We start from the raw sequence: 17,330 nt of genomic DNA on the forward strand, positions 1-17,330 counted from the left end.
TTCTATTCCTCCGAATGAAATGCAAATTGTGCCGGATTTTTGCCTTTTACGTCTTTATAAATGGCATTTATTTGCTGCATTACAGTTTTAAAATCCGACGTGTCGTAAATGATGGCTTTTACGCCCATTTCCTTTTTCTCGTAATCCATTGAAGCAACTGCAATGGGAACACGGGCTTTTTGCGCCATGTAGAAGAAACCTTTATTCCATTTGGCAACTCGTTTTATCCAACCTTCCGGAGACACTACAATGTGCAATTCCTGACTGTCATTTAGCATTTCAACTACCTGAAAAATGGCATTTTGACCTTTAACTCCTCTCACCGGAATCGATCCTAATCCTCTCATAACATAGTTCATCGGAAAAAAGAAAAGTTCTTTTTTGGAAAGAAACCTGAAGTTCACTCCAAGTTCGGTAAAGCCCAATTTTCCGTAATAATAATCGATATGGGCTGTATGCGGTGCAAAAATGGTTACTGATTTTTTTAATCCTCCATAATCACCTACAATCTTCCATCCCTGCTTTTTTAAAATCCTCCCCGATAAGGTTCTCATTAAATTCCGATTTGTTTGGGTTTGAAGGTAGGAATAATAAATGGTTATTATTTTTAAACAAGAGCAATTACTTAACAAATGCCTGCATGTGTTGTCAGTGGTGACCTTTCGAACCGAACATAGATTTCCAACACCCCACGATTAAATAAAAACGGGGAATAATACAATTCCCCGTTTTATTAACTATTTCATTTCACTGTTTTTATCGTGTTTCGTAGGGCTCATGCTTCGGCCATTTTACCGGATTCTGCTGCAGCTCATCTTTTACCACTTCAATAGCTTTTTCAAGCTGATTATCAACTCCTTTTGCCAGTTTCTCGTGATCCTCAGCAACTGGTACATCCGGATCAACACCATGACCTTCAAGGAACCATTTGCCATCCGGATCATACATTCTGAACGTTGGAGCCGTTATACCACCACCATCGATCAGTGCAGGAACGCCGCTGATGCCAATTAATCCACCCCAGGTACGCGAACCTATTAATTCGCCTAATCCGGCTTTTCGGAAGAAATCGGGGAAAGCATCACCACCAGATCCACTCCAACCATTTATTAGCATCACCTTCGGACCGAAATGACCAACAGGAGGCCATTGCCAGTCGTGTCCGTCGCGAACGGCCCAGTATGCCAGTGCTTTTCTGTTCAGCAATTCGATAAAACGGTCAGGTATCTGGCCACCGCTGTTAAAGCGTTCGTCAATAATCAATCCTTCTTTATTCCACTGTCCGTAAAACTGGCGTGCCAGTTCATTCTGTCCGTCAATTCCGGTACTTCTTACGTAAATGTATCCAACTTTTCCATCGGTAACTTCATCAACTCGTTTACGTTTTGCTTCAATCCATGCCAAATGACGCAGTCTTGTTTCATCGTCGAGCAGCTTAACAACTACCTTTTTTGCATCGGCTTTCGACGTTGTTTTACTGATGGTTAGTTCTACTGTTTTACCACCAAGACCCTGGAATGCAGCAGCAGGTTCTTTATCCGCTGTCAGCGCCACACCGTTCACTTCAAGCACATAGTCTCCGGCTTCCACATCCACTCCCGGTTCGGCAAGTGGCGAGCGTACTTCGGCATCCCATTTGGCGCCTTCAAGTATCGTTTTAATCTGGTAAGCACCATTACTAAGGTTCCAGTCAACACCCAGGTATCCTGTTTTTAAACGAGGTGTCTCTTCCAGATCGCCACCACCTTTGTAAGTGTGCGAGGCATTCATTTCGCCGATCAATTCTCCAAGTATGAAGTTCACATCTTCGCGGCTGGAAGCCTGTTCAACAAGCGCTCCGTATTTCTTCTTCATGGCCTCCCAATTAACGCCATGCATATTTTTATCGTAGAAATAGTCGCGTTCAATGCGCCACGCATCCGCAAAAAGTTGTTTCCACTCTTCTTTGGGTATTACCCGCATTTCCATGTCCTGCAAAGGCACAAACTTCTCAGTCTTTTGATTCTCGTTCACATCAATAACACTGAGTTTACCTTTACTCATTACCAGCATTTTTTCGCCGTTGGCAGCTACTGAAAAACCATCAGCATCTTCCAATATCGTTTTAAGCTTGCGATCTTTTAAATCCCAGTAAACAATTGGCCGCTTGCCATTTTGTCCGCCGGCATTGCTTGCATCCTGAAAAATAATCTTTCCTTTAGTTGCCGTCAGGTCGCTATAAACACCGGCATCGATCGGTAAAAGAACCAGTCGGCTTTCTAAACCATCAAAATCAATCGTTACTGATTTATCTTCATCTGCTGAATCCTTTTTTTCATCATCTCCATTTTCTTCCTTCTTCTCTTCTTCTTTTACTTCCACTTTATCGTTTTCAGGTTCGATTGGTGACGGAGTGTCTTTCTGCAAACTGATGGCCGCAACCAGTGTTGATTTTGAGTAAATAAAAGTATTGTCGAAATTGCTGTAATCCGGGGTCATTGAGCGATTAGTGAGTAGGTAAAGGTATTTACCATCCGGATCGAAAGCAGGTGACGAATTGTTATAAAACTCGGAAGTAACTGCGTGTTTCTGATTGTTTTGAACATCATGTATAAAAACAACGGCATTGCGATTTTCTACTCCCCTGCTCCAGGTTACGTAGCGGCTGTCGGAAGACCACGAAACAGAAAATCCCTGCAAGGGGCCATGCATCATCCACAATGCTTTATCCATCTCGGTAACAGATCCACTTTCAACATCACAAACCTTTATACTCATGGTTTGATCGACAAAAGCCAGTTTTTTCGAATTTGGCGACCAGTATAGATCATAGCGAAATCCCGGGCCCAGTTTGGTAATTGTTTTCGTGCTTTCGTTTTCAATATCATAAATCGTCAGTTCGTACTCCCCGGATGCATCACTCCACCAGGCTATCGACTTTCCATCGGGCGACCAGGCGGGCGAACGCTCGGCAGTTCCTGAGCTTTGAGTCAGGTTAAGTACAAATCCTTTTTCTGCAGGAAGTGAAAAAACATCGCCTCTGGCTTCTGCAACAACACGATTGCCGTCGGGAGAAATACCGCCTCCCATCAGGTATTTTTCAACTTTAACGGTTTTAGGCATACTTGCCATCTGATCAGTAATCACATTTATTTTAACCTGCTTGTATTCTTCAGTATCCAGGCTTAATAAATACAATTCGCCACCGGCTTCAAAAACAATATCGTTGGGGCCAATTGAGGGAAAATGAATATCAAAATCGTCAAAATCGGTTACCTGCCGATTGGTTTTTGCGGTCACATCGTAACACCAAATATTGTAACGTTTTTCCGGGCCGTTATCCGAGAGGTAATAAATCTTATTCTGATGCCACATCGGGAGTTCATCACTCGCATCATTCTGAGTAATATTCAGGGTAGAATAGTCATTCAAATCCATCAGGTAAATGTCCGGCGCCATTCCTCCGCGATACCGTTTCCAGGTGCGATTTAACCGCGATTTATCGGTAAAAGCAAGCTGCTTTCCATCCGGAGAAATAGCACCTACTTCGGCATAGGCAGGTGGTAATACCTCGGGCAAACCACCATCTTTATCGATTGTAAACAAACGTGAGAAACGTTGCCGGCCGCTTTCTTTACCCGTAGCAAAAATGATCTTTTCTCCGTCGGGATGCCAGTCGGCAACAACACATCCGCGCCAGGTAACACATTGTGGCTGACCACCGTCTACAGGTACGGTATAAACATCCAACGATCCGTCGTAATTGGCCGAGAAAGCCAGCGTTTTCCCATCGGGCGAAAATTTGGGTTTTACTTCTTCCCCGTCAGGAGAACTTAACCTTGATGCCTGACCGCCATCCTTGTTCACCAACCAGATATCGCCGGCGTATACAAAGGCGATTTTCGATTCTGAAACATCAGCGTAACGAAACAGCGAAGCATCTACTTGCGCCACAGAAGATATTGCTGATAAAATTGCGACGACAAGCAGGAGTAAATTTGTCTTCATGTTATATGTTTTTGTGATTATGATTACTAACAAATAGCAAACAATTGACAAACTTGAAAGTTTTGTTCAATCGGCAGCAATTCGGTTTTCATCAATGATTAAAATTTCTATTAAGTTATTAATTACGATTGAATTGGCATGAACTTCTGCCGTATTTTATTTCTTTACGATGGTGTTTAACATTTATAAATGAAAATTTAGTTGAAGATAACAACACGAAAAAAAGGAGTTACATCCGTGTAACACCTTTAAAAAATACTACGATTAGCATTCTGTCTAATCGAACTTCAAGGAGAAAGAAGGTCGTCCGTAAATGGAAAACCTTCTCCCAACTTTAAAATCTCGTATGATTGTGAGATAACTAAAAAGTTAACAATTGATTGAGATTTTCTAATGACAAACTGTTTTAACATTTACGGTAGTGAAATTTGGATCTACTGCCCAATCCGTATAATGAAACGTCATATGAACTGTTGCTACCAATTTCCCGGTTTCGACAGAACACACCCGAAATGTCCACGCCTGGTTACTATTTCCTGAGGCTGAAATATAGCTGACAAAATTGTGGCAGTTAAATAAGCTTTCGATGGTGTAAAAATTCCCTTCGGAATCCTCAATTGTACCGCTGGCTTTATTCAGGACTTTTCCGGTTGCAAAAAATGTCATATTCATGACGACAGTACCCGAATACTGGCCGATACATTCAATTGGTGCAATCGTTTCATCCCAGGTCATGGGAACAGGAACAGTGAATTTATTTCCCTGAGAATAACTTGTACTTACTAAGGTAAATACAAAAACAAAAACGGCTAAAAATCTTAAGTTTTTCATGGTAATTGATTTTAAAGTTTAACTACCACAAGTTCATGAATTGCAAGGATTACAACATATTAAGCATGTCGCACAAAATCGTAATTTTGAAGCATTTCTTGCAATTTTAAAGCCCTGATTCTGCCGGGATGTTTTTCAACCTAAATCTGATGATTCTTTTTGACTGATTTTTTAGTCTTTTTTCTTTACAATTTGATCTGCCAGATAAAAAATAGTCAAATAACACACGGCTATAATTCAAAAATATATTTCTTCATTTATTCACCAATATTCCTACTTCAAGAGCAAATTATTTCAACATAGGTCATTAATGTATCAAAATGTCATCGCCTAAAAATAGATCAAGAATTGAATGTTGTACAATACAATATATTTCTTCATTTAACCATTTATTAACTTTATTTTTCTCACATAAAAACTGAAGATAAAATCCTTTAACAGTTCAATTTTTTATCGTGTTATGGAAAAATTCGATTCAAATAGCTTTCACTCCAGTATTCTGGCAGAGTTTAAAAAGCTGGATGATATCATGGAAGCATTTCAAAATGAATTTAAAACTGAAATTCTGGATATAATTAATAATTCTTTCAAGCAGGCAAATTTCAGTGAAGAGTTGAAAGAAATGGTCTTAACCTATGCTAACCAGATGTTTAACACTGCCGAATCTGTTTCTGACAAAGACAAAAACTACAATGAATTCCGTTTGGCCGACGAGGTTAATATCATGACGAAGGTTGTTACTGAACTTTCTGAACAAAACAAAGAAAGCAAGGAGCTGGCGGATAAAATTCATCAAAAAGCAAAGGAATTGATGGTGAATTACAATCCCTTTATAATGGATTTGTCAGCAAATGGATTTCGCTTGCTTGAGAAATACACCTTGATGTACAATAACTTCTTCATTGGAAGTTTCACGGCCCATATTCAAAACGCTTAATTGAACCATTAGAAATAGATAGCTCGCAATGCTATTTTCACCTACTCAATAAAGTACGAAGAAAACTCCTTAATTTGAGGTTCTCCTCTTGTTTCTGTAACCTTTAATCTTATTTCCTTTAATTCAAGATCGTCGAAACGGTGTATAAACTTATGACCGATACATGATCCTTCAAAAATAGTTTTCCAACCTGTACTTGTTTTTCCTTCCAGCACGAATTCCCTCACTCGCTCGCCCGACTCAATATTTTCAGCCAGCACTAACTGGTTTACTTTTTGGCCTTTTTTCAACTTTAGCGTGAATTTGGTACCGGCACCGGATGTGGTAGCCAACGGATTTTCAAACCTGCTTTTGATCTCATTGCCCAGTTCTTTCAGACGTTGTACATCGGGCTCGGGAAGCAAACCATCTGCGTTGGGTGTTAGTCCCAAAATCAGCGAACTGTTGTGCCCCACCGAATTGTAATACATATGGACCAGTTTTTCCAGTGGATAAATTGCGTCTTCGTCGCCGGGTTCCCAGAACCATTCGTGCCGACCGTTGTAGCCACGCAGCGGGGCATCGCTCATGGCGGGCATATAATACGGTCCATTCGGATCGCCCGTTTTTAAAAGTTGAAAGTTATTCTTGAAAATTTCTTCCTGGTTAGCAGAGTGTGAGTAAGGATATGGGTAGGTTCCCCAACTTGGGTATGGAACCGTTCCGCTTTCGCTTCCTCCCCAGCGGATGTCGGCACGTTGTGTGTTGTGGTAGAAAATGCCATTCGGTTGGTGTTTTTCGAATATTCCCAACACATCGGGACCGCCTTTTTCCGGACCATGAGCTCCACCGTCGAACCAAACGATCGCCAGGTCGCCGTAACGCGACATCAGTTCTTCGGTCATTCCCTCGCACATGCTGTTGTAATATTTTTGCCTGTTTTCGGCAAAAGCACCTTCGCCACTCACTTTAAAATCGTAAACACCAAAAAACGAATTCCAGCGTATGCCAATATAAATTCCGGGCAGTATATCGTATTTCCGGCACGATTCAACAAAATCCTTTACAATATCTCCGTTGCCATCTCTCCATTTTACAGCTTTCAAACTATATGGATTTACATCGCTTTGATAAAGGGCGAACCCGGTTTCGTGCGTCGCTGTAAGAATTGCGATTTTACAGCCGGCATCTTTCGCAGCTTTTATCCACTGGTCGGTATCCAGATTTTTCGGATTGAAAATATTGTAATCGGGCACCGGTGTTATTCGGTTTTCGCGCTGAACGTATTTCTTGCCGTCGAACACATGCAGGTCGTAATGAAAAACGGCAACCAGTTCGGCATTCTGCCAGTTGAGTTGTGCCTGTGTTGGAACGGGAACTTTCTGAAGCTCCTGTGCTTGTAAAAATCCAGCGCTTAAAATCACAATACAAACAATTCCCAGAAATCTTGATATCATCATTTATTCATCTTTGAATTTTAAAACATAACTAACCGTACAGTCACCACCATAAATGTTGGTTCCGGAGGGGACATAAAGGTACTCGGGCTTTCCGTTCTTTAGCAGCAATTGCGGTCGCTCGAACTTAGCATAAAGTCGGTTTTTAGGCCCGTAATGAACGGCTACCTTATTCATGTCAACATTTGTATATTGATTGATGCGATGAAAACCTTTTTCGTAAGTATCGAAATGAATTCCATCTTCCGAAGTCCAGAGAATGCCGCCTCCCTCCTCTATAATTCCATGATTATCGGTAGTGAGCAAAGCAAATTTTCCCTTGTACACAAAAGCGTATCCATCCTCGATATTACGATTGTTGGATGTTACAGGAAACGGCATTTGCACATAAGGTCCTTCCAGATTTTCGGCAACAGCCAGTCCCATTTTTGCCTTTTCTGATTTGAAGTACAGAAAATAGCCTCCATCGGGATGTTGCAGGAAAGCAGGATTATTTACACCGTTACTCGCCTGGTAATTCCAATAATCAGGATTATCCGGAGGAGTAAGTATTTTGCCATTTTCGCCTGCCATTTCCCATGGTCCGTACAAACTCTTCGATGTTGCCAGACAAATAAACTGGTTTGAAGGGTGTTCTTCAATTCCACTGTTCTTTATAAAAAACAACGCATATAAACTGTCAACTTTGTGGATAGCCGGGTTATGTGGAGCATAAGTTTTTTGTATGGCCGGATTGCAGGTAGCTTTTTCCACAATGTCACCTTTCACCGCTACATCGGAAAATACAAAGGGGCCCTCGGGAGAATCTCCAACGTAATGGGCAATTTCGCTGTGGGTGCGCCATCCCGGATCCACCTTTAGTTCTCCGGGCCAGCGTGCTACAAAAAGGTGTACTTTTCCATCGTCGCCATAAATGGGCGATGTTCCCCAAATGGTATAGCCCGAATCCTGTACTGCAATCCCTTTATATTCCCAGTTCTCGGCAAATGTGCCCTGGGAGCGTGCATTTACTGAGCACAAGGAAAACAAAAAAATGGTTATCAGGAAACGAGTCATATTAAAACTTTTTAACTGCTAATTAGAAGCAGAATCGTTCATGTTAAAATCAGCAATAACCGGATAATGATCGGACAAAAACCAATTTTCTTCGCCGTTACATACCTTTGCATTCACACATTTGGATTCCAGTTCAGGAGAAACGAGAATGTAGTCGATTCGTTCCAAACGCGACAAAAATTGTTCATGCGTTTCGTTATTTAACGGTGCCAGTACCATTGATGGAAAGCTTCCCCGATCTTGTATTCCACTGGTATACTTACGCGTTACATCGTACAGTGGAAACGAGAGGAAACTTGAAATAACCGAATAATTCAGATCGCCATTATCAATATTTCCATCCAGCCCTTTACCCTCGTTGCTTTTCCTCATATGGAGTAACAGATCGCCATCCGGCTCATAAAGGTCGGCATCGAATGGTGAATTGGCATTAAAATCGCCCAAAACTATGTATTTCGTATTCTCAGTTTTTATTTCCTCCAGCTTTGCAAGTAATATTTCCTTTTCTTCGCGACGGCGTTTTATACTTCCCGGGTGAAGATGAACCACGAGGAAATCGATACCATTGGTACTACAATGCAAAGCCCCGTGGTGCATTCCTTTTATGATCTTTTCTTTCACTTCTATCGGGTATTTTGAAGTTAAACCAACGGAGTAGCCGGTCTTTTTCAACAATACCGAATATTTATGCCCCCACGATTTTGCATCTTCTGCCAGTTTCCCGGGTGTATAATCACACAATTCCTGCAAAGCAACAACATCGGGCTGTTGCTTTTCCACCCAGTGTTGAAGATTCATTCTTCGGGTTTGGTCTTTTCCCCAGTCAAAGCCGTTCCAGATGTTGTAGGTCATCACTCTTAGATGCTGCTCATTTTTTTGAGAAAATACGAAAAGAGGCAATACGATTACCACCAAAAGCATTACAAACCGTTTGATCATACTTTATCCATTTAGTGTACGTAAATATGTGCTCTTTTTAAATGAAGTGCATCTTCGGTATTAGCTTTTAGCAAGATTTTAACATAGCGTGCTTCCACTCCCGGCAGCTGAATTCCGGCATTGAACTGTGCCACTGTAACTTCCCACTGATTGAATGCTTTATCGTTTTTTTCGATTGATTGCCAGTTTTTTCCATCATCAGAAACCAGTACTTCAAAGGTACCCGGATTTCCGTTGTAATGTTTATCATTGTATAAATCTACACCGGTTACCGAATACAATTTGCCCAGATCTAATATCGCGTATGGTTCTCTTTCTGCTTTTGTATGAAATGCAAAAGCGCTGTTAAATAAGGTGTTTCCCTGAAGTAGTTCGTGATGCTCAGGATTGTCGAGAGCTGATTGAGAACTTAGTTCCAGTTTTACATTTTCGGTGAGTTGTTTGCCAAACATCGGGTCGTCAAACCTTGATTTCGACCGCTTTTCTGCCACCATTCCTTTAATTTCATTTTCGAATGAAAGTTCAACGATGACTGACTCTACATTTCTATTTACTTTTTCAAGTTTGATGAGTACTTGCTTTTCTTTTTGGCTAAAGGAGGCCTGTCCTCCGGTGAGAACCTTTGCCGACACGATTTTATTTTCAATTGCCGGCAACGTAAGGGTATCTCCCACTTCGCCCGTAATATGTACAAAAGCTGTTTTTCCACGATAAGTGCTCCCGCCCCATTTCTCAGGGTACCAGGGTCCGCCTTTTGTATTGTAAATGGTTTGTCCGTATTGTTTCAGCCATTCGCCAACTTCTTCCAAACGCGTAACCTGAACAGGATCGAACTCTCCATCCCATTTCGAGCCCCAGCTCAACAACATATTGCCGTTTCCGCAAGCGGTTGCGGTCAACATTTCAACGATTTTCTTTTTCGATTTTGTGGGTGTATCCGACCACGACCACGAACCGCAAAGGGTTACGCAACTTTCCCAGGGACGAGACTGATACATACCAATCTTCTGCTCCGGAGTATCAAAATCTCCTGGAAGGGATGCACGGTTATTGATGATTATCCCGGGTTGCAACTCACGAATCATTCGTGTAAGTTTTTCCGACTCCCACATATCGGCAGTGAACATACCTCCCCACCAAGTAGCATCGAACCAGAAAACATCCACTTTGCCGTAGTTGGTGCACAACTCTCGAACCACATTAAACTGGTAGTCGATGTATTTTTGATGTCTTGGTCCGGGTTTCACTTCTTTTACTCCGGGTTTTGCCTTAAAGTATGGCGCTTCGTCTTGTACTTCAATTAAACTGGTATCAACCGGTGCATAGTCGGGATGGTACCAATCGCGCTGCGAATAGTAGATACCAAACTTCATTCCCGCTTCGTGACAGGCATCGGCAATTTCTTTTAAATAATCGCGTCCAAAAGGTGTATTGGTCACCTTAAAATCGGAATACTGGGTATCCCACATATGAAAACCATCGTGGTGTTTGGCAATGGTGACGATGTATTTCATGCCGGCACGTTTGGCAATACCTACCCATTCTTTGGCATCAAAGTTCTCGAAAACAAATTTCTCAGGGTATTTCACCCACACCGAATCAGGAATCGGGCCGTGGCCTTTGTCAGGTGCTTTCCGGGTGTAACACATTCCCCAGCTCAGGTCTTTGCCAATGTATGTCGATAATCCGAAATGAATGAACATGCCGTAGCGGGCGTCATTAAACCATTGCATTTCCTCCTTCGTAGCAAAATTGCTGACATCCCATTCTTCTTCCGTAAACATCTGAATATGGTTCCAGCGGGCTTTTTTATCGGTTGTTTCGCCCTTTACTGACCATTGTGCATTGGTAGTATGAATTCCAACTCCGACAAAAAGGAGAATTAAAAATACCGTTTTTACATGGAAAGACTTTACATTTTTCCTGTCGATATAAAACCAATAACTGAAATATGAAACAATCCTTCTTACCGGATTCTGATGAAAACAATCAAACATGATAATGTTAATATTTTTTACTACTTAAATCTAAGTTCGTAAAATTATCCAAAAGTTTAACGATGTACGAAATTATGAGATACTTTTTTGTGCCAAAGAGTCAAGTTTTGATAGAAAAGCATCCTATTGATGTGATTACCCAAAGAAACATGCCAGTTTCTATTTTGAGCAAAACAAAAAAGAGCTACAAACTTTGTAACTCTTTTTTGTTTTGATTAGTACCCCGGACGGGATTCGAACCCATGACCTACTGCATTGAAACCAATTCATCACACGGTATTCAATAGCTTCGCTTCAGATAGAAGGATTTTATTATTATGTATTGCTACCGAATTAAGCCAGGTAAAAAATTTAGCAGATAAAGAATGCATTCATCAATTAGCAAGATTTTTCAAATCTCATTAATAAGAATGATATTAGGCTGTTCCTTCAATGGTTTGTATAGTTCCATCTTCGTTGTACTCCAATTCTACCACTTTCATGCTGCGCAGCCAGGTTTTTCCGCCCGATGGCACGCTGTCGTGGTGAAACAGGTACCACTTGCCCTTGAATTCAACGATTGAATGATGGGTTGTCCAGCCAACTACAGGAGTTAAAATTACTCCCTGATAGGTAAACGGTCCGTATGGATTGTCGCCAATTGCATAACATAGTTTATGCGTGTTTCCGGTGGAATACGAGAAATAATATTTCCCCTGGTATTTATGCATCCACGATGCCTCAAAAAAACGTCGGTCGTGATCGCCGGCTTTTAAAGGTTCTCCGTTTTCATCCAAAATAACAAGCGCTTTGGGTTCTTCTCCAAACTCCAACATATCGGCACTAAGACGCGCAACGCGGGCTGTCAAGGCAGGCTCTTCATCGGCAGGCTCCTGTCCGCATTCAATGGCTTTATTGTTTCGGTAGCGCTGTAGCTGCCCGCCCCACAATCCGCCAAAATACATGTAATAGCTACCATCTTCATCCTTAAAAACGCAGGGATCGATGGAGTAACTACCTTTCATTGGAGCATCCTGAGGAAGAAACGGACCTTCCGGTTTGTCACTTATAGCGACACCAATCCTGAAAATATCAGTTTTATCTTTTAAAGGGAAATACAGGTAAAACTTTCCGTCTTTTTCAGCACAATCGCTGTCCCACAACTGACGCCCCGACCAGGGAATATCTTTTACATCGAGCGCTACACCATGATCGGTAACCTCCCCTTCCACATCGTCCAACGAAAAAACGTGATAATCGCGCATATCGAAATGATCGCCAAGATCGTTTTCCGGTATACCCGATTCAATATCGTGAGAAGGATAGATATAAATCTTTCCATTAAAAACATGAGCTGCCGGATCAGCGGTAAACATATGATCGACTAAATATCTTGGGTTTTTCATTTAATTAATATTTTCTATTTGGTGGAATAAAATGATGCTCTCCGATGAGCTAATCATTAATATTATTCACTTATTTCTTTCCTTGATTTTTAAAACCGGGAGCAGCCAAATTCAGCTACTCCCGGAAAACTAACTAAACTAATTACATTGAGCTAACTATTTTGTATCCCAATTGTTCGCTTCATTGATTAATTTGGGAACAATACTTTTAGGCTGATTTTCGCGATCGAACAACAATGGATAATCAGTACGTCCCCGAATAGGAAAATTATTTTTCCATGAAGTGGCATCAGAAACACCCCAGAGTGTCACACGTGTAACCGCATCAGAATGTTTCAAAAACAAGCGGAAAAAATCGAGCATTCGTTCGTCCCATTCATTCATTTTTTCTACCGGAACTCCCTCCGTGTATGGATTCAGGCTTTGCTGATATTCAAAACTGGTGGCAATATCGGCACCTACATCTCTGCGTCGGTTAGGTAAGATCGACATATCTAGCTCGGTAACCATGACTTTCATTCCTTCGTTGGCATAAGCTTCAATAGCAGCTTCATATTCTTCCAACGACGGGCTATCCATTCCAACGTGTCCCTGCATACCAATTCCGTCAATTCGAATACCTTCGGCTTTTAAATCGCGTACCATCTGAACAATGGCGTCGCGTTTTCCCGGATACCACTCGTTATAATCGTTGTAATATAATTCGGCATCAGGATCGGCTTCGTGTGCAAACTGAAATGCCAGTTTGATAAAGTCGTCACCTACAATCTGGCGGAATTTACTGTTTCGCATACTACCGTCTTCCATTATGGCTTCGTTAACCACATCCCAGCCTTTTATGCGGCCTTTGTAACGCCCAACTACCGTATAAATGTGACTTTTCATACGCTCGATCATTACTTCCCGTGAAACATCATTTCCTTCATCATCGGTAAAAAACCAGCGTGGAGCCTGCGAATGCCAGATTAAACAATGGCCAGTAATAAATTTGTTGTTTTCAACTCCAAATTCAACAAACTGATCAGGCAGATCAAAATTATACTCGTCTTCTTTTGGATGAATTGGCCCGCTTTTCATACAGTTTTCTGCGACTATGGCACTAAATTGATTTTTGATCACTTCAATGCCGGCAGTATCCCGGCCAGTAATTTGCCAGGCATTCAATGCTGTACCAATATGAAATTTGTCCTTATAAGCATCTTTTAAAGTTGCAGGACTTTCGCTTTTCGAAAGGCTACACGATGATAATACCAGTACCCCCAATGCGAATAATAAGTAGTATTTTTTTACATTTTTCATGATAATAAATTGATTAGAGTTTTATTCAGTAAGTATGTATTTATCTTTAATTTTAAAATTAAACTCGTTTGGATAAAAGATCCTGTTGGATTTGAATTTCCTTCTTTTTATTGATTTCGTAGAAAAACAGTAAAGCAACACCAATCAGAAACGGGATTGACGGGTAGATACTTACCAACATTTTGGCGCCTTGAGCCACAGTTTCGGGCTGAACGATTTTCTGCCCGGCATTCATAGCATCTTTCGCTATGTATCCATACAAACCAAGAATTCCGGTAACAATAGCACCTCCGATTGCCAAACCTGCCTTTAAGCCTACCATCATGGCTGAAAAGATGATGGCAGTAGCCCGGCGGTTGTTAATCCACTCCGAATAATCGGCAACATCTGCAATCATCGCCCAAAGAATAGGAGTTGTTACGCCATAGAAAAACATGTGCAGTATCTGCGCCAGAAACATTAAGCGAACATCTTTTGGATTGAAAAAGAAAAAAGAAACAATAAATAAGGTGGCAATAAACAGGGCTGTTCCGAAAACATCACGTTTCCCAAACTTATCAGCGAGTTTCCGGGATACTGCAATACCAACCATCGAAAATACAATTCCACCTGCATTAAATAAACCAAAACCGGCCGATGGCACATCCGATTCAAAAAAGTTGAGTCCAATACGGTTCAGAAAATCAAGAATTGGTTGAATAAAACTGTGCAATTCAGTTTCATCTACGTAATTATTGAAGTAGTAAACATAAGATCCTCCTTTCATGGCCAGTGTTATAAAAACCAAAATGGTTAATGTAAGCATGATAATCCAGGGCTTGTTTTTAAACAGGTCGCCAAGATCTTCTTTTAAAGTTGATGCCTGTTCGGGTTTTGGAATTATTCGCTCTTTAGTAGTAAGAAATGTAATGAGCAACAACACGGTTCCGATAATTGCCATCCAAGTCATAACCGATTCAATACCGGCAGCTTTGTCTCCGTTTCCTACATGCAAAATTATGGGCAACATAAATACCTGCACAAAAAACTGTGCAAACATTACGGCGGCAAAACGGTACGACGATAGACTGTTTCGCTCCGACATATCGCCGGTTAAAACTCCGCTCAGGGCCGAATACGGCAGGTTACTTGATGCGTAGGCCAGCAGCAATAAGGTATAGGTTACGGCCGCATAAATTAGTTTTCCTTTGTACGAAAAATTCGGTGTTGTAAACGCCAGTAAAGCAATTACGCCAAGCGGAACGGCCGTAAATAAAATCCACGGGCGAAATTTTCCCCAACGCGAATTTGTACGGTCGGCCAAAGCTCCGATAACCGGATTAAAGGCAACAGCTGCTACCAGTCCAACTACCAGCATAATTACTGATGCGTGTTCGTTCTGAAGTCCGTAAATGTCAGTATAGAAAAATGCCAGGAAAGTAACCAGGGTTTGAAACACAAGGTTGGCAGCCAGGTCACCCAGGCTATATCCGATTTTTTCCAGTACAGAAACTTTCTGTGAAGTAGAATTCATAATTTTTTAGTGTTATTTTGTTTTTTATTTTTCTGTTGTAAATGGCGATGCCGGTAGTCCTTCTTTGTTTTTCAGATTTGATCCGGCCGGATTATCATCCCAGGCATAACGCACTTCAGTCGGTTCAGGGACTTCATTACTCCAGACTTTAACCGAATTCTTGCTCATTACCACCGCTTTGGCCCAAACAAAATTGCCATCGCTGCCGGCTATCTGAAATCCTTCGAGTAAACTGTTGGCATAAAGTCCGGCTCCCACAGAAGTGAATGTAAGCAGAATGCTTCCGTCTTCAATTTTCATCGATTCGTACAGTGGTCCGGAGCTTACTATGTCCTTATTTCCATAAGCAACTTTCTCAGCTTCCAATGCCAAACGACGTGCTACTTCCTTTTTATTCAACGGATGTATATCATTCCATTCGCCAATGTCGAAGGCTACAGCCATTCCGGTATTGGGAAGTTCGAGTGCTCTTCGCTGTGCATCCCGGGTTTCTGCCCAGCCGCTTTCTACAGGTTGTTTATTCGGAATTCCCAGGTTGGCCAATTGTACGTACAGGAATGGCAGATCGGGTTGATCGAGCTGCTTTCTCCAGTCCATGATCAGATCTTTAAACAACTGGCGGTATTCAAATCCCCGTCCGGCATTGGTCTCTCCCTGGTACCAGATCACACCTTTTATGTTGTAATTCTTCATCGGATTAATCAGGGAATTGTACAAGCCCCCGGGTCGGAAAGACAGCCCACCAAAGCCACCGCGAGGAGGATGAAGTTCTGCACCAATATGGTAATGCCAGTCACCTGTAATATCGATAATTTCCGATCCTACACGCAATTCATACGGTTTTTCTTCTACAAAACCACCACGTCCACCCTGGCAGAAAACACGAACCATTACCGTATTTTTACCGGCTTTTAATAATCCGGCCGGCAGATCGTAAATGCGGGGAGGATACTGGTAAGTTATATTTCCAACAAAGGTACCGTTTACAAAAGCCGAGTCGCTGTCAATTATTCTGCCCAATCGCAATACCGCTTCTTTTCCTGCCAGTGATTCGGGCACATCAAATTCGCGGTAAAACCAAATTGAACCGTTCCGAAAATCAACACCTTTATCGGTCCAATAACCCGGTAACGAAATTTGCGGCCAGCCTGTAACATCCACTTCGCCTTTCGACCACTTCCCTACTCCGGGATCGTTTTTGTTAACTTCGTACCACCAGTTAAACGGGGGTTCTTCATTTTCCTGTTTTTGCCGTGCCATACGCATAGAGTCTATGCGAGCTGCCCGCTCCAGCCAGGGATCAAGAAATGGAGCAACTTTATCTTTGCTTAACCAGGCTTCAGCCGGAGAACCGCCTATTGCAGTACTGATGATACCCACCGGAACACTTTGTTCCTGATGAATTTTATCGGCAAAAAACCAGGCAACAGCCGAAAATTCCATAATATTTTCAGGCGTTGACGATAGCCATTTTCCATCAGGGTAATCCGCTTTTTCGTTTTCGGCATTTTCGCGAGTCGATGAGCGGAATAATCTTATCTGGTCGGTGTTTATTTTTTTGATTTCATCGGCATACAAATCCATAACCCTGCGAAGTTGCAGCTCCATGTTCGATTGCCCCGAAGCCAGCCATACATCGCCTACCAGTATATTTTCCAGTTTAATATCGTTTATTTTCATAGTATAAGGACCACCGGCAGCCATCGCGGGAAGCTCAAGCTGCCAGGTTTCGTCCTCGCCTGTCATTGTCGTATAATTTTCTCCTTTAAATTCAATTGTAATTTGTTCTTTCGGATCTGCCCAGCCCCAGATTTTCAAGGGTTGATTACGCTGCAAAACCATTCCGCTGCTCACCAAGATGGGGAGTCTAACTTCAGCCTGTGCCTCTACCGAAGAAAACGCCAGAATGAACAAAAGAAGAATGCTGTATCGAAATTTATAATATTTCAT

12 protein-coding genes are annotated in these 17,330 nt (G+C 41.8%); 1 reads left to right on the forward strand and 11 read right to left on the reverse strand.

Translation table 11 applies throughout. The annotated features are described in order from the left end of the window. Positions 1–2 precede the first annotated feature (2 nt). The 3 genes from HFD85_RS08855 to HFD85_RS08865 all read right to left on the reverse strand — a co-directional run bounded on the left by HFD85_RS08855 (position 3) and on the right by HFD85_RS08865 (position 4,818). Positions 3–554 (reverse strand): 1-acyl-sn-glycerol-3-phosphate acyltransferase, encoded by a 552-nt coding sequence (locus HFD85_RS08855; RefSeq protein ID WP_167607907.1) that lies wholly within the window; start codon positions 552–554, stop codon positions 3–5. Between the two features lie 202 nt (positions 555–756). Further along, positions 757–3,987, reverse strand: a complete 3,231-nt coding sequence (locus HFD85_RS08860; RefSeq protein WP_167607910.1) for a S41 family peptidase — start codon at positions 3,985–3,987, stop codon at positions 757–759. 390 nt (positions 3,988–4,377) lie between these two features. Next, entirely contained in the window at positions 4,378–4,818 is a 441-nt protein-coding gene (locus tag HFD85_RS08865) for a hypothetical protein (RefSeq protein ID WP_167607913.1), read from the reverse strand. Positions 4,819–5,278: 460 nt separating this feature from the next. Here HFD85_RS08865 and HFD85_RS08870 point away from each other — a divergent pair, with 460 nt between their 5' ends. Continuing rightward, positions 5,279–5,755: a hypothetical protein gene (locus tag HFD85_RS08870; RefSeq protein ID WP_167607916.1), complete on the forward strand. Its 477-nt coding sequence runs from the start codon at positions 5,279–5,281 to the stop codon at positions 5,753–5,755. Positions 5,756–5,796: 41 nt separating this feature from the next. Here the strand turns inward: HFD85_RS08870 and HFD85_RS08875 are convergent, their stop codons facing one another. The 8 genes from HFD85_RS08875 to HFD85_RS08910 all read right to left on the reverse strand — a co-directional run bounded on the left by HFD85_RS08875 (position 5,797) and on the right by HFD85_RS08910 (position 17,330). Continuing rightward, entirely contained in the window at positions 5,797–7,194 is a 1,398-nt protein-coding gene (locus HFD85_RS08875) for an alpha-L-fucosidase (RefSeq protein WP_206081918.1), read from the reverse strand. After that, complete coding sequence (locus HFD85_RS08880; RefSeq protein WP_167607919.1) at positions 7,195–8,247, reverse strand: glycoside hydrolase family protein; 1,053 nt, start codon at positions 8,245–8,247, stop codon at positions 7,195–7,197. Between the two features lie 18 nt (positions 8,248–8,265). Then, positions 8,266–9,186, reverse strand: a complete 921-nt coding sequence (locus HFD85_RS08885) for an endonuclease/exonuclease/phosphatase family protein (protein WP_167607921.1) — start codon at positions 9,184–9,186, stop codon at positions 8,266–8,268. A gap of 11 nt (positions 9,187–9,197) precedes the next feature. After that, entirely contained in the window at positions 9,198–11,183 is a 1,986-nt protein-coding gene (locus tag HFD85_RS08890; RefSeq protein ID WP_167607924.1) for an alpha-L-fucosidase, read from the reverse strand. A 416-nt stretch (positions 11,184–11,599) separates the two neighbouring features. After that, the gene (locus HFD85_RS08895) at positions 11,600–12,568 is read right to left on the reverse strand and encodes a glycoside hydrolase family 43 protein (RefSeq protein WP_167607928.1); all 969 of its coding nucleotides are present in this window, start codon (positions 12,566–12,568) and stop codon (positions 11,600–11,602) included. 156 nt (positions 12,569–12,724) lie between these two features. Beyond that, the gene (locus HFD85_RS08900) at positions 12,725–13,867 is read right to left on the reverse strand and encodes an endo-1,4-beta-xylanase (protein ID WP_206081919.1); all 1,143 of its coding nucleotides are present in this window, start codon (positions 13,865–13,867) and stop codon (positions 12,725–12,727) included. Positions 13,868–13,925: 58 nt separating this feature from the next. Beyond that, positions 13,926–15,380, reverse strand: coding sequence for an MFS transporter (locus HFD85_RS08905; protein ID WP_167607931.1), 1,455 nt, complete (start codon positions 15,378–15,380; stop codon positions 13,926–13,928). 24 nt (positions 15,381–15,404) lie between these two features. Continuing rightward, a complete protein-coding gene (locus tag HFD85_RS08910; protein ID WP_167607934.1) occupies positions 15,405–17,330 on the reverse strand; it encodes a sialate O-acetylesterase in 1,926 nt (641 codons plus the stop codon).

Origin of the sequence: Maribellus sediminis (genome assembly GCF_011799805.1) — a bacterium.
Lineage (GTDB): Bacteria > Bacteroidota > Bacteroidia > Bacteroidales > Prolixibacteraceae > Draconibacterium > Draconibacterium sediminis_A.